Source organism: Pedobacter sp. UBA4863 (assembly GCF_002399615.1).
Lineage (GTDB): Bacteria > Bacteroidota > Bacteroidia > Sphingobacteriales > Sphingobacteriaceae > Pedobacter.
In genome coordinates, this window is the sequence record NZ_DHDZ01000028.1 from 91,532 (window position 1) to 105,520 (window position 13,989).

Below are 13,989 nucleotides of genomic sequence, written 5' to 3' on the forward strand. Positions count from 1 at the left end.
TGGATTATAATTTATGCAAAGGTCTGCAAAAACCTATATATAATACCATTCTTTAACGGCGCTGTTCATCATTTTAACACAAAGATTACTTTTTAAACAATGAGAAAAAAGCGACGACAGGTAAAATGATTACTTCACACCCCTACCCACTTCCTGTACAAAGCGATGAAAATTTAACTTCTTTTGCCTATCGCCCAAGCGTACAATAATCACTTTATTTTGGGGGTTTACATAAACCGATTGCCCAAACATACCTTGTGCCTTATAATCGTAAACTTTCTTGGCATAAAAAAATCTACCGTCGGGATTTTTTTCTATAGCATAATTTAACTTCTCTTTAACCAACGATTTAACCGCACTAACAGAATCTTTAAAGAACTTGAAATCTCTCGTAGCCCAAAATTGATTCTTATATCTCCTTTTAGTTAATGTATCGGGATTAGTAGTAGTAGCCACCCATTTTTTAGAAATCAATTGTACCCCTTCCCAATTACCATTATTTAAGTACAACCTACCAATTTTAGCAAAATCTAAAGCTCTGGCATTAATACAGCAAAAAGCTTTGATATTTTCCTCTTCATCTAAGCTCCATAGCGCATCGTTTTCGGCACCCAAAGGCTTCCATAAGCGTTCTTGCATTAAGTGTTGTATTTTTTCACCCGTTGCTTTCTCTACAATAAAAGCCAACACTTGTGTATTGATACTCTGGTATTCGAAAACTTTTCCCGGCTCGTTCTTCATCTTTAATTTAGCTACTATCTTTTTCAAATCGGCACCGTAATAACTACGGGTTATTTTCGAAAATGGACTAAAAGAACGTTCTTTAAAGTCGAAACCACTTCGCATATCCAATACATGTTGTATAGTTAAACGGCTAAAACGTTCGTCGTTTTTAGCTAGTTCTGGCAGGTATTTAATTACCAGCTCACCCGTAGATTTTATTTCTCCCCTATCTACCGATATGCCAACTAAAGTTCCTACAAAAGATTTTGCCATAGAAAAACTAGGCTGCCTTGTGGCTAGTGACGTTTTTTCTGATAAATATTGATAAATGATACTATCGTTTTTAATCACCAGAAACACATTAGTTTTTGTGCCAATTAATGAAGTATCTAAATGTATCTTTAAGGAGCTATAAACAGTATTCGGAAAACCATTTTTAAAATAAAATGGCACATTGGCTTTCTGAATAGCTACATTCTCGAACTTAGCGCTATCGCCCAAATCTGGAATTAGGTATTTAACAGATCGCAACGGCACACAAGCCACAAGTAGTAGTAAAACTGATGTAAGGAAAAATAGCTTTCTCATTATTACTAAAATACAAAAGCAAGGTTAAAAATGTGTTACACCAAAAAAATATTAAAAAAGCCTTGTTCATTTTCACGAACAAGGCTTTCTGTATAAAGTTTAACGTAAATTATACGCCTAACAATAATCTAGCTGGATCTTCCAATAATTGTTTCACACGTACCAAGAAACCTACAGACTCACGCCCGTCGATAATTCTGTGATCGTAAGACAAAGCAATGTACATCATTGGGCGAATTACCACTTCTTTATTTTCGGCAATTGGACGCTCAATAATGTTGTGCATACCTAAAATTGCAGATTGAGGCGCATTGATAATTGGTGTTGACATCATTGAACCAAATACACCACCATTGGTAATCGTGAAAGTTCCACCGGTCATTTCTTCAATCGTTAATTTGCTATCTCTTGCTTTAGTAGCCAATTCAATTACCGATTTTTCGATTTGTGCCAAGCTCATGCTTTCTGCATTTCTAATGATTGGCACTACCAAACCTTTAGGTGCAGATACAGCGATAGAAACATCAACAAAATCGTTATAGATAATATGATCGCCTTCGATACGAGCATTTACCGCCGGAAAATCTTTAGCAGCTTCGCAAACCGCTTTAGTAAAGAAACTCATGAAGCCTAAGCCCACACCATGTTTCTCTTTAAATTGGTCTTTATATTTTGCACGTAAATCCATAATTGGCTTCATGTTAACCTCATTAAAAGTAGTTAACATGGCGGTTTCGTTTTTAACCGCAACTAAACGCTTAGCTACAGTTTTACGCAATGGCGACATTTTTTCGGCACGCTCATTTCTTGAACCAGCAACCGCAGCAGCAACAGCAGGTGCAGCTTTCGGGCTTTCAGCTTTAGACTTTCCGCTTTCTGCTTTTTGAGCATCTTCTTTGGTAATTCTACCATCAACACCAGTACCTTTTACGTTAGCCGCATCGATACCTTTTTCTGCCAAAATTTTACCAGCAGCTGGCGATGGAGTGCCAGCAGCATAGCTCTCTTTCGACTCTTTTTCTGCAACTGGAGCCGCAGCTTTATCTGCCGCAGGAGCATCAGCTTTTGGAGCTTCTTCTTTAGCTTCTTTTGCAGGAGCAGCACCACCTTCTTCGATAGCACAAACAACCGCACCAATTTCTAGCGTATCGCCTTCGCTAGCAATAATTTTTAAAGTTCCCGCTTTTTCTGCAGTTAGTTCGAAAGTTGCCTTATCTGATTCTAACTCGGCAATAATTTCGTCCATCTCTACAAAATCACCATCGTTTTTTACCCAACGAGATAACACTACCTCGGTAATCGATTCGCCTACTGGCGGAACTTTGATTTCTAAACTCATATCTTATTTATGTTGTAAAGTTGAAATGTTGTAAAGTTAAAACATTGTAGATGAACAAAGTCTCAAATCTCACATCTCAGTTCTCAAATCTATTTAATCTACTTTATCTTTCACTGCGTTTTTTGCAGTTTCTTTAAGCGGTTTCTTTGCTATTTCTGCTACCGAAGTTTCGAAAGTTTTAGCCACAATGTAAGCCTGTTGGTTGGTATGCTGTTTCATATAACCAGTTGCAGGGCTGCTGCTTTCTTTTCTCGAAATTACATCGATGTTATTTAGCGATGTTTTTCGCAATCTGCGCAACATGTAAGGCCAAGCACCTTGGTTTTCTGGTTCTTCTTGTACCCAAACTACATCTTCAGCATTTTTATATTTCGCTACAATAGCTTCCATTTGATCTACTGGCGTTGGATATAATTGCTCTACACGCACCACAGCAACGTTCTTATTGTTCTTTTGTGCTTCTAATAAATCGTAGTAAACTTTACCAGAACAGAAAGCTACACGTTTTACATCGGCCACTTTTACGTTGCTATCATCAATTACTTCTTTAAAACCGCCGGCAGTAAAATCTGCTAATGGGCTTACACAAAGTGGATGGCGCAACAAACTCTTAGGGCTAAAGTTTACCAAAGGCTTACGGAAATCGCGTTTAAACTGACGCCGTAAAGCATGGAAGAAGTTGGCCGGAGTAGTACAGTTAGTTACCTGCATGTTGTACTCTGCACAAAGCTCCATAAAACGTTCTATACGTGCCGATGAGTGCTCTGGACCTTGACCTTCGTAACCGTGAGGCAATAACATTACCAAACCGTTAGCTCTTTGCCATTTAGTTTCGGCACTTGCAATGTATTGGTCAATTACAATTTGAGCACCGTTGTTAAAATCACCAAACTGTGCTTCCCAAATGGTTAACGCATTAGGATTTGCCATGGCATAACCGTATTCGAAACCTAAAACACCGTACTCAGACAAGTGCGAGTTATAAATATCGAACTGTGCTTGTTGCTCAGAAATATTTAATAATGGAGTGTACTCTTCTTCCGAATCTTCTAAGGTTAATACCGCATGACGGTGAGAGAAAGTACCACGTTTCACATCCTGGCCACTTAAACGAACACGTTTACCTTCGGCCAATAAAGTACCGTAAGCCAATTGCTCGCCCAAAGCCCAATCGAAAACATGAGTTTCAGTTGCCATTTTCAAACGCTCATCAAATAATTTCTCAATTTTTTTGAAGAACTTTTTCTCTTTTGGCAAAGTGGTAATTCTTTTCGCAACTTCTAATAAAGTAGTTTTTTTAACACCTGTTTCTGGCGAGGTTTCGAAATCTTTTGCCGTTGCCAAACGCAAATCTGCCCAAGCACCACCAAATTTAACATCAGCCAATGCTGCATTATATTCTTTAGCCTCGTTTAATGAAGTTTGTAAATGAGCTTTGAACTCTTTCTCCATTTCCTTAGCACCAGCCTCATCAAGCTTACCCTCTTTAATTAATTGAGCCACATATATCTTTAACGGGTTTGAATGTTTCTCAATCGCCTTGTATAATAAAGGTTGAGTGAATTTTGGCTCATCAGATTCGTTGTGCCCAAACCTGCGGTAGCACAAAATATCGATAAATACGTCGTTTCTATATTTCTGACGATATTCCATTGCTAAATTAATGGCATAAACTAAAGCTTCTGCATCATCACCATTTACGTGGAAAACTGGCGACAAAGTTACTTTAGCAATATCAGTACAATAAGTACTAGAACGAGCATCCTTATAATTGGTGGTAAAACCGATTTGATTGTTGATGACCAAGTGGATAGTTCCGCCTGTTTTGTAACCATCTAAACCAGCCATTTGGATAACTTCATAAACAATACCTTGACCAGCCACAGAAGCATCACCGTGAATTAATATTGGTGCTAAACGACCGTTATCTCCTTCGTATTTGAAATCGATTTTCGAACGGCTCATACCTTCCACAATACCATCAACAGTTTCTAAGTGCGATGGATTTGGGCACAAGCTCAAGTGTACGTTTTTACCTTTAGTGGTAGTTACATCGGTTGAGTAGCCGAGGTGATATTTTACGTCGCCACCGTAAGGCGTTTCTGGATTGTAGCTTCTTCCTTCGAACTCTGCAAAAATATCTTTATAGCTTTTTTGCATGATATTGGCCAATACGTTCAAACGACCGCGGTGCGCCATACCAACTACAAATTCTTCAATACCTAAATCGGCACCTTTTTCAATAACCGAGTCTAATGCAGGAATTAAAGCCTCTGCACCTTCTAGAGAGAAACGCTTTTGACCTAAAAACTTAGTACCTAAAAAGTTCTCGAAAACAACCGCTTCGTTTAACTTTTTAACTACCCTAATTTTCTCTTCGTTAGACAGTTTTGGCGTATTGCGTTCGCCTTCCATCTTGTTCTCTAACCACGAAAGTACTTCTGGCGTACGCAAATATTTGTATTCTACACCAATTGAGCCACAATAAGTCTGCTCTAAAAATGCTACGATATCTTTTAATTTTGCTGAACCGATACCTAGCTCAACGCTTGATGTAAAAACCGTTTCTAAATCAGCACTTGACAGCCCAAAGTTTTCGATATTTAAAGTAGGCAAATGCTTACGTCTTTCTCTAACTGGGTTTGTTTTGGTAAATAAGTGGCCACGCTGGCGGTAACCATTAATCAAATTTAAAACATTGATTTCTTTCAAAAAATGCTCAGGAGCTTCTGCTCCGCTAACATTAGGCGCATCTGCACCTCTTCCGAAATCAAAACCTTCAAAAAACTTCTGCCATCCAAATTCTACAGAATTAGGATCTTCTTTATAATTCTGGTACAGGGATTCAACATATTCGGCGTTGGGACCGTTAAGATAAGTTAGGTTATCCATTGGTATATATAACTATTACGATAAGTATTGCAAAATTAGGATTTTACCTTTAGAAAAGGCAATAAAATCATATTAAAATAAATTAAAAAAATGCACTTAGAATATAGACTATTTTTTAGGCTCGAACGACCTGTGCAAATACCCCTTTTGGATCTATAAATTTCAAAATTTTCTCAAAATCAAAACTATTCGACAACTTTTGATCGTTACCTACACCGGCAACCGCTGCCCAATTGCCCCAGTTACTTGCCGGACAATAATCTAACAATTGCTCTTCAAAATAAGCTGCGCCAAGCACCCAATTCACAGACAATTCCTTAACCAAATAAGTAGCAACCAATTGCCTAGCTATTTGGCTTATATAACCAGTAGTATTGAGTTCTTGCATACACGCATCAACCAAAGGCTGTCCTGTTTGCCCGTCTTTCCAATTTTGCAGGGCAGAGGTGTTTTCTAACCGTAAAGGCAAACCAACTTTATTAAAGCCTTGGGGCTTAAAAAAAATATTGCCATACTTTTTAAACATAAAACGATAATAATCTCTCCAGAGCAGTCCCAACACAATTTGATGAAAATAAGGCCTAATGCCATAACTAGCTTCAGCATCTTTCATCTTCCAATATACTTCGCGGGGAGATAAGCAGCCCAATGCTAACCAAGCAGAAAGTTTAGAAACAATTTCGTGCTTTTTTAAGGATATTTTTTCTAAAGCCATGTCTTCACCCGCATGTAAATAATCGTGCAAATGTGCCAAAGCTTCTTTTTCGCCACCCCTAAATTCGGTATTAACCTTTAGCATTGCCGCAGTTGCATCTTGCAATAAGGTTCCTATTTCTGGCACTGCACCCCAATCTTCTACACTTGCAAAGCTAATGGTTGCTGGCATCGTAAAACAAGGTTTTACCAGCGCATCGCGTTCTGTTTTTTTCTTAAACTGCGTAAAAACATCGGGAATATCCTTAATTGGAAAAGGTAAATCTTCCTTATTATATAGCGTATGGCCAATAAAATGTTTTAAATTTATTTTCTGCTTCCAAAGCGCATCTTCTACCTTTATACTTACGGCCGTTTCTTCGCTGGCCACTTCTCTATGGTGGTAAACTTCTGATATGTCGTGCTTAACAACCAATTCGGGCAAAATTTCTTCAGGATATCCTTGCAGCAACAACAAATCACCTCCCATTTCTTGCAACGACTGCCGCAAAGAAATCACACTTTCAATTAAGAATTTTGTTCTGGTAACGCCAGTTTTAAAAGAGTGGTAATTGGTTTTTTTGAAGTGGCGTGGATCGAAAACATAAACTGGTAAAATTTCATCAGCCTTTGAAACAGCTTCAACCAACATCTCATTATCATGCAAGCGAAGATCATTTCTAAACCAAACTAAAATTTTTTTGCCCATATCCGTAGCCATTCTATCTTAAGAGTTGCAAGTTGCGAAAAATTTAGGCCAATGTGCCAACAGCACTTTCATTTTTACATAGTTATAACACATCGAAACTTTACAAAAGACCAAGAATATTGGCAAAACCATTTATTACATTTGTTATATCAACAAAACATTAAAAATGAAAAGGATAAATATACCTAGCCTAGAACCAAATGCCTACAAGGCCATGCTTGCATTAGAAAACTACTTACAAACTTCGGCATTAGATAAATTACACAAGGAGTTAATCAAGATAAGGGCTTCGCAAATTAATGGCTGTGCATTTTGTTTAGATATGCACACTAAAGACGCCATTAAACTAGGCGAAACACCCCAACGTATTTTTTTATTAAATGCTTGGCGTGAAACCGATTTATTTACAGAAGAGGAAAAAATTATTTTAGGATTAACTGAACAAATTACATTGATTAGTAACGGTGGCGTTGGCGATGATTTGTACTTAAAAGCAATTGCAACATTTGGCGAAAACTATGTTGCACAAATTATTATGGCCTGTGTGGCTATTAACGGCTGGAACCGAATTGCCATTAGCACAAATACAGAAATCATGAAGTAATTCGGAATTGATAAAGCACTATCGACATAGCGTTCTCGTTGCTATGCCCCCCTCGGAATAACAACAAACTGTTAGTTCTTGGCTAATTCTAACCAATCACTAATTTAAAATTGTTAAACACTCACCAACTCCCTATAAATGTCCATCATCCGCTTTGCATTAGCATTAATTTCATGGTGTTTTTCTGCGGTTTTACGAGCATTCTCACCTATTTCTTGCCATTTTTTAGGCTGCGTTATACATTTTAAAATGTAACGGTAAAATTCATCTGGGGTATCTGCAATCAGAATATCTCTGCCGTGCTTACAATTTATTCCTTCGGCTGCCATGGTAGTAGCTATAATACACTTCTGCATGGCCATGCCTTCAATAATTTTCACCCGCATACCACTGCCCGACAGCAAGGGCACAATCATAATTGCCTTGCTATTGATAAACTCTACCGCATCAAACACCTCTCCTTCTACAATAAGGTTATCAGAATCATAATCAAAAAATTGCTTTTGCATATGCTTGCCCGCAATGTAAAAGCGAAGTTCGCCGCTTAGTTCTTCAATATCTGGCCAAATCTCGTCCAAAAACCACTCTAAACCTTCCTTATTTGGCCGCCAGTCCATTGCGCCTAAATGAAACAAAGTAGGGAAACTGGTTTTGGAAGTATCTATCTTATATTTTTCAAGATCTAAGGCAACAGGAAAAACATCTAACCTTGTTTCGCAACCCATTAACAATAATTTTTGTCTATCGGGATTACTAATGGCAAAAACCTGATGAAAACGATTAATCTGCTCCATTTCGTAAGCTTTAAGCCTTCGCGAAAGAAATTCTAAATAAGTTCGGCGAGGTGTAAAACGCTCTCTAATTGCCAACCGTTCCCAAACATCGTACTCTATTTGGTGTACCCTATATACCAATTTTGCCTTACTATGCGCTTTAACGGCATCTAAATAAGGAATTACAAACAATCCCTCAAACTGAACAACATCAAATTCTTGCTCTTTCAGCAAATCTTCAAGTACTTTTTCTGCATTGTGGTCAAAATAACGCGAAACATTATAAGATTGATTAGAAAAGATATTGGTAAAGGCATCCCAAACATTCACTTCAACATTTATTGTAAACGAGTGAAAATTTATTTTTTCGAATACAGGATCGTAAATATCATCTACATCAATATATTGTTTAGAATTATTAAGACAAAACAGCGTTATTTCTGCACCAAGCCTCAGTAAACCCTTTATAGTGTTGTAAACTACTATGGGGTAGCCGCTATTTGGCGGAAAAGGAACTCTATGGCTTAGCAAAAGTACTTTCAACTTAAAATTCTATAGTGAGTTGCGGATTACTTACATTAAACGTTTTTCGGTGATAGGGAGATGGACCTATATTAATAACAGCGTTTCGGTGCGCAATAGTTGGATACCCTTTATTTTTCTTCCAATCGTAAGCCGGAAAATCTATATCTAGGGCTGCCATATACTCGTCTCTGTGTGTTTTTGCTAAAATAGAAGCTGCCGCGATGTTCAAATATTTTCCATCGCCCTTTACAATGCACGAATGTTTGATATCTTGATAAGCTTTAAACCTATTCCCATCAATCACTAAATATTCAGGACGTATTTTTAACTGATCTAAAGCTCTGTGCATTGCCAAAAAAGAAGCATTGAGAATGTTAATTTCATCAATTTCTTCGTGATCTACCATAGCCACCGCCCAAGCTAGTGCATTTTCTTCAATAATGGGTCTAAGCTCATCGCGTTGCTTATGAGACAATTGTTTAGAATCATTTAAACCTTCCAAGTAGAAATCTTTAGGTAAAATTACCGCAGCAGCCACTACAGGGCCGGCCAAACAACCACGCCCCGCTTCATCGCAGCCTGCTTCTACAAGTTCTATTTGATAACAATTTAACAGCATACACAAAAATAACAATTGTTTCTTATTACATCTCCTCAAAATAAATTGGCAAGCCGATGTTTTTATTGAAAGCCTTAATGCCTCAACAATTATTCAATTTTATTGACGGAAATAATGCAAATAGCGTCAACTAATTGACGGAAACAATATAAATAGCGTCAACTAATTGACGGAAACAATAAATAAACCTATATTTGTTTTATGGACATTCCTAGAGAACTTGAAAAAACAATCCTCAAAAAACTAAAACCCAATAAGGTAGTGGCTATTTTGGGGGCAAGGCGAGTAGGCAAAACAGAGTTAATTAGCGCCATTTCTAAAAATATTAGCGAAAAACAACTGTGGCTTAATGGCGATGACATAGAAACCCACAATCTTTTAGCGATACAAAGTACCGCCAATTTTAAACGACTGCTTGGCGACACCCAGGTACTTATTATTGACGAAGCACAAGAAATACCCAATATTGGCAAAAAACTAAAACTGATGGTGGATACCATACCAGAAATAAAAGTACTAATTACAGGTTCTTCGGCTTTTGAAATAAACAACCAAGTTGGAGAACCTTTATTAGGACGTATGAGTACCTTGCATCTTTACCCTATTGCACAAATGGAATTTTCAAAGCAAGAAAACTATTTGGCTACTAAAAGTAATTTAGAAGAAAGATTGATTTTTGGCTCGTACCCCGAGCTAAGCAACATTACAAACAAAGATGATAAAATAGCTTACTTGAAAGAACTAGCACATAACCAACTACTAAGAGATATTTTAGCGTTTGAAGGCATAAAAAAAAGAGATAAGATTGTGGCCTTGCTACAAATGATTGCTTTTAGAACGGGTAGCGAAATATCATTAGAAGGCCTAGGTAGAGATTTGCAAATCAGTAAAAATACGGTAGAAAAATACCTTGATTTATTTAGCAAAGTATTTATTATTTACAGCGTTAGTGGGTTTAGCAGAAATAGAGATAACGAAATTACCAAAATGAAAAAGTGGTTTTTTGTTGATAATGGCATTCGCAATGCGATAATCAATTCATTTAACCCAATAAATATGCGTGATGATATAGGCAAACTTTGGGAAAATTATCTTAATAGCGAACGCATAAAGGCATTACATTACAAAGAAAAGCATGTACTCGATTATTTTTGGAGAACACACAACAAACAGGAGATTGACCGCATAGAAGATATTAATGAAAACTTATCGGCTTTTGAGTACAAGTGGAAATCTTTAAAAACCAAAATACCTACTGAGTTTGCAAAAGCTTATCCTAATGCCAGTTTCGAAGTTATTGACCAGGATAATTATCTCGATTTTATTACTTAACGGCAAGCTACACGTTTGTATTCTGTCCTTTTACATCAAAGGCATCGCGAAGGCCAATGGCAATTAAATTAAAAGCATAAACGGTAAGCATAATGGCCAAACCAGGCAATACCGCTAAATAAGCCGCATCCATAATAATGTACCCGTAATGTTCTTTTATCATGGTGCCCCAACTTGGCATAGGCGGCTGTGCTCCAAAACCCAAGAAACTTAAACCTGTTTCTAATAAAATGGCCGAAGCAAAATTAGCCGAGGCCACCACCAAAATAGGACCGGCAATGTTTGGCAAAATATGTTTCACAATAATTCTTACATTAGAAAAACCTAGTGCTTTAGCAGCTTCAACAAATTCTACTTGTTTTAGGGCCATTACCTGTCCACGCACCAAGCGAGCAACATCTACCCATGTACTTAAACCTACGGCAATAAAAATTTGCCAAAAGCCTTTACCCAACGCAAATGAGATGGCAATAACCAAAAGCAGCGAAGGCAAAGACCAAATTACATTCATAAACCAACTGATGGCAGCATCTATTTTCCCTCCAAAATAACCTGCAATAGCTCCTAAGCCTACTCCAATAAACATGGAAATAAGTACGGCCATTAAACCTACCGAAAGCGAAACCCGTACCCCAAGAATTAATCGGCTTAGCAAATCTCTGCCGTACATATCTGTACCAAGATAAAAGGTTTGCTCGTAAGTATTTTTTCCAGACACCAAGGGATAAGCTTCTTCTTCGGCCTGTTCGTCGTCGCCAATGTACTCTTTGGCAAAAACCTTATTTCCTTGCACACGATAAGAGGTAATGGGAATACTTTTAAAATCGGTCTCCTGGCCATAGCGCATTTTTTCTAACACACCTACTTTTTCAACACCTTTGGTTCTACTTATAACCAGGAACTGAAATGTTCTGCCAGGCTTTTTATTGGTTAGTTGAAGGTGCATGGTATTGGCATAAGGTGTTTGATCTGGTGTAATTAAATAGCCCAGCACCCCAACCATTACCATTAAAACTATAAATACAAGGCCAATTAATGCCAACGTATTGCGTTTAAACTTTTTCCAAACTTTAGCAGATTGCGTTGTTTTTGCCATCTTATTTTACCATTCTACCTTTCCAATTGTATTTACCCGAATTTCCGGCAATGCCAATATAAACAATGTAGATGACATGCAACACATTCAATATAGGCAGCCATAACAACAATGCTTTTCTTTTAAAAAAAGCCATCACATTATTAAGGAAAACAAATTCTACCAACAGTTTGGCCACCAATTGAAAAATTAAAAAAGGCAATGCTATTGGAAAGAAAACAGACAGCAGGGCATTTACAATAATGCTAAGGTTAAACAACCAAATGCTTACACCTAAAATAATTACCGATTTTTCTTTGTAACGGGTACTTTTTGATGCCCAACGTTTGCGTTGTTGAATAAATTCGCCCAAGGTTGCCTTAGCATGGGTATAAACCACGGCTTCTCTATTTTTAAGGAAGCCTATTTTATCTCCATAAATGGCTGCCATTTTATGCAACAGCAGTTCATCGTCTCCAGAAGCTAAATCATCAATTCCTTTAAAGCCACCTACCTCAAAAAAAGCTTTTTTCTCATAGGCCAAATTTGCACCATTGCAGGTACTTGGGTTTTTATTGCCAATGGTAGATGCACCCAAACCAATTAGATAAGCAAACTCTAAGGTTTGTGCACTTTCAAAAAAACTCTTTTCTTCAAAATAGGCCACAGGCGATGAAATCATTTTACAGCCCGTAGTTTCGTAGTAATTCACAATAGTAATTAACCATTCTGTGCCCATGCGGCAATCGGCATCGGTAGCTACAATTAAATCTCCTGTGGCTTGCCCAATAGCTGTTTGGATGGCCATTTTCTTGTAGGAGTTTAGGGCCTTGTTTTCATTGAGCTGAATTAGCTTAACCCCATCGTAAGATTTTACAATTTCTGCAGTGCAATCTGTAGAATGATCATCGATAACAATAAGCTCAAATAGAGTTTTGGGATAGCTTTGCGCTAAAATATCGTCTATTGTTTTTGCAATTTTATCTTCTTCGTTGCGAGCTGCGATAATTACAGAAACAACTACTTCGGGTTGTTTAGCATTTTTTTTATAGGTCTTAATTTTAAACCAACCTACAATAAATGTAATTACTACCAACACATACATTAGTGTTAAAAAAGCCGAGAAGTAATTAATTGCGTTGAGTATTTCCAAAGAAATTGAGTTTAAATACAAAATATGAACCTAAGATAGCAGGAATTATAATATTAATGAGCCAAATGCTTGCAATACACGCTACCACTGCCGTATTTTGATTGGTTACATACTTAAAGAAAAACAGTGCTGTAACACTCCGAATGCCAATATCTAACAAATCTAAGGATGGCAATGTAGATTGTACAAAAAACAGAATTGGCACCAACATTAAAATATCTGTCATATGCAATTCAGGTATCAGCCATAAAAACACGATGATATATTGGGTGGTGAAAACAGCATATCTGGCTAAACAGAATAATAGAATTTTAAGGAGTTCTTTCTTTTCGTAGCGGGCTAAAACAGCGTAAAACCTCTCGTATTTACGCGTATATTTCATCGACAGCAATAAGCTGTTAAGCCATTTAATATTAAAATAAAAGATGATGAAAAACAAAGCAAACACCAATGCCACCCCACAAATGGCGGCTTGAAAAACAGGTTCGATAGGAATAAACCGATGTACAAAAACGCAAACCGCAATGGCGCCAAATACATTGGTAAGCACTAATTGGCCAATGTTTCCTACGGTCATGGCTACTACACCAATAATTCTTCTTTTCGGCGATAAAAAGAACACTCTCCCGCCATATTCGCCCAATCTATTAGGTGTAAAAACAGCCCAAGTTAAACCACAAAAAACAGATTCTATTGCTCGCCATAAACTAATTTGCTCTACCCTAGCAATGAGTTGCTTCCATTTCGCGGCCTCTAGGCCCCAGTTACACAGCATCAGTACAAAGATACTGCCTAGCACCGCCCAAATCTGTTGACTAGGAATGTTCCCCAACAGTTTGATAAATTCTTTAAGATCGTTATGCTTGGTAAGCTTATTATAAATGAACCAAAAAGCAAAAGCCACAATGGCAACTTTTATAAAGGTGGCTAGTATTTTTTTATAGCTGAAGGTCAAAATTTTGCT

At 37.4% G+C, this 13,989-nt stretch carries 11 protein-coding genes; 2 read left to right on the forward strand and 9 right to left on the reverse strand.

Annotated elements, in window-relative coordinates; genetic code table 11:
• Positions 1-129: 129 nt before the first annotated feature.
• The 4 genes from B3I52_RS05270 to B3I52_RS05285 all read right to left on the reverse strand — a co-directional run bounded on the left by B3I52_RS05270 (position 130) and on the right by B3I52_RS05285 (position 6,944).
• Positions 130-1,311 (reverse strand): serine hydrolase domain-containing protein, encoded by a 1,182-nt coding sequence (locus B3I52_RS05270; protein ID WP_293299390.1) that lies wholly within the window; start codon positions 1,309-1,311, stop codon positions 130-132.
• A 109-nt stretch (positions 1,312-1,420) separates the two neighbouring features.
• Positions 1,421-2,650 (reverse strand): 2-oxoglutarate dehydrogenase complex dihydrolipoyllysine-residue succinyltransferase, encoded by a 1,230-nt coding sequence (gene odhB, locus B3I52_RS05275; RefSeq protein WP_293299391.1) that lies wholly within the window; start codon positions 2,648-2,650, stop codon positions 1,421-1,423.
• A 93-nt stretch (positions 2,651-2,743) separates the two neighbouring features.
• A complete protein-coding gene (locus B3I52_RS05280; protein WP_293299392.1) occupies positions 2,744-5,542 on the reverse strand; it encodes a 2-oxoglutarate dehydrogenase E1 component in 2,799 nt (932 codons plus the stop codon).
• A gap of 115 nt (positions 5,543-5,657) precedes the next feature.
• Complete coding sequence (locus B3I52_RS05285; RefSeq protein ID WP_293299393.1) at positions 5,658-6,944, reverse strand: DASH family cryptochrome; 1,287 nt, start codon at positions 6,942-6,944, stop codon at positions 5,658-5,660.
• A gap of 166 nt (positions 6,945-7,110) precedes the next feature.
• Here B3I52_RS05285 and B3I52_RS05290 point away from each other — a divergent pair, with 166 nt between their 5' ends.
• Complete coding sequence (locus tag B3I52_RS05290; protein ID WP_293299394.1) at positions 7,111-7,548, forward strand: carboxymuconolactone decarboxylase family protein; 438 nt, start codon at positions 7,111-7,113, stop codon at positions 7,546-7,548.
• A gap of 113 nt (positions 7,549-7,661) precedes the next feature.
• Here the strand turns inward: B3I52_RS05290 and B3I52_RS05295 are convergent, their stop codons facing one another.
• Together B3I52_RS05295 and B3I52_RS05300 are read right to left on the reverse strand one after the other, a co-directional pair.
• Positions 7,662-8,864 (reverse strand): glycosyltransferase family 4 protein, encoded by a 1,203-nt coding sequence (locus B3I52_RS05295; RefSeq protein WP_293299395.1) that lies wholly within the window; start codon positions 8,862-8,864, stop codon positions 7,662-7,664.
• Position 8,865: 1 nt separating this feature from the next.
• Complete coding sequence (locus B3I52_RS05300; protein WP_293299396.1) at positions 8,866-9,465, reverse strand: ribonuclease HII; 600 nt, start codon at positions 9,463-9,465, stop codon at positions 8,866-8,868.
• A gap of 201 nt (positions 9,466-9,666) precedes the next feature.
• Here B3I52_RS05300 and B3I52_RS05305 point away from each other — a divergent pair, with 201 nt between their 5' ends.
• The gene (locus B3I52_RS05305; RefSeq protein ID WP_293299397.1) at positions 9,667-10,797 is read left to right on the forward strand and encodes an ATP-binding protein; all 1,131 of its coding nucleotides are present in this window, start codon (positions 9,667-9,669) and stop codon (positions 10,795-10,797) included.
• 7 nt (positions 10,798-10,804) lie between these two features.
• Here B3I52_RS05305 and B3I52_RS05310 read toward each other — a convergent pair whose 3' ends face one another.
• From B3I52_RS05310 to B3I52_RS05320, 3 genes are read right to left on the reverse strand one after another with little or no spacing between them, the layout of a single operon-like run.
• Positions 10,805-11,893 (reverse strand): ABC transporter permease, encoded by a 1,089-nt coding sequence (locus tag B3I52_RS05310; protein ID WP_293299398.1) that lies wholly within the window; start codon positions 11,891-11,893, stop codon positions 10,805-10,807.
• A gap of 1 nt (position 11,894) precedes the next feature.
• Positions 11,895-13,025, reverse strand: a complete 1,131-nt coding sequence (locus B3I52_RS05315) for a glycosyltransferase family 2 protein (RefSeq protein ID WP_293299399.1) — start codon at positions 13,023-13,025, stop codon at positions 11,895-11,897.
• Positions 13,003-13,980: a hypothetical protein gene (locus B3I52_RS05320; RefSeq protein WP_293299400.1), complete on the reverse strand. Its 978-nt coding sequence runs from the start codon at positions 13,978-13,980 to the stop codon at positions 13,003-13,005. Before B3I52_RS05320 ends, B3I52_RS05315 begins: the two co-directional genes overlap by 23 nt.
• Positions 13,981-13,989: the final 9 nt, after the last annotated feature.

Coding starts and splice junctions, on each gene's coding strand:
- B3I52_RS05290 (WP_293299394.1), top strand. CDS start 7,111: ATGAAAAGGATAAATATACCTAGCCTAGAACCAAATGCCTACAAGGCC.
- B3I52_RS05305 (WP_293299397.1), top strand. CDS start 9,667: ATGGACATTCCTAGAGAACTTGAAAAAACAATCCTCAAAAAACTAAAA.
- B3I52_RS05300 (WP_293299396.1), bottom strand. CDS start 9,465: ATGCTGTTAAATTGTTATCAAATAGAACTTGTAGAAGCAGGCTGCGAT.
- B3I52_RS05270 (WP_293299390.1), bottom strand. CDS start 1,311: ATGAGAAAGCTATTTTTCCTTACATCAGTTTTACTACTACTTGTGGCT.
- odhB (WP_293299391.1), bottom strand. CDS start 2,650: ATGAGTTTAGAAATCAAAGTTCCGCCAGTAGGCGAATCGATTACCGAG.
- B3I52_RS05310 (WP_293299398.1), bottom strand. CDS start 11,893: ATGGCAAAAACAACGCAATCTGCTAAAGTTTGGAAAAAGTTTAAACGC.
- B3I52_RS05285 (WP_293299393.1), bottom strand. CDS start 6,944: ATGGGCAAAAAAATTTTAGTTTGGTTTAGAAATGATCTTCGCTTGCAT.
- B3I52_RS05280 (WP_293299392.1), bottom strand. CDS start 5,542: ATGGATAACCTAACTTATCTTAACGGTCCCAACGCCGAATATGTTGAA.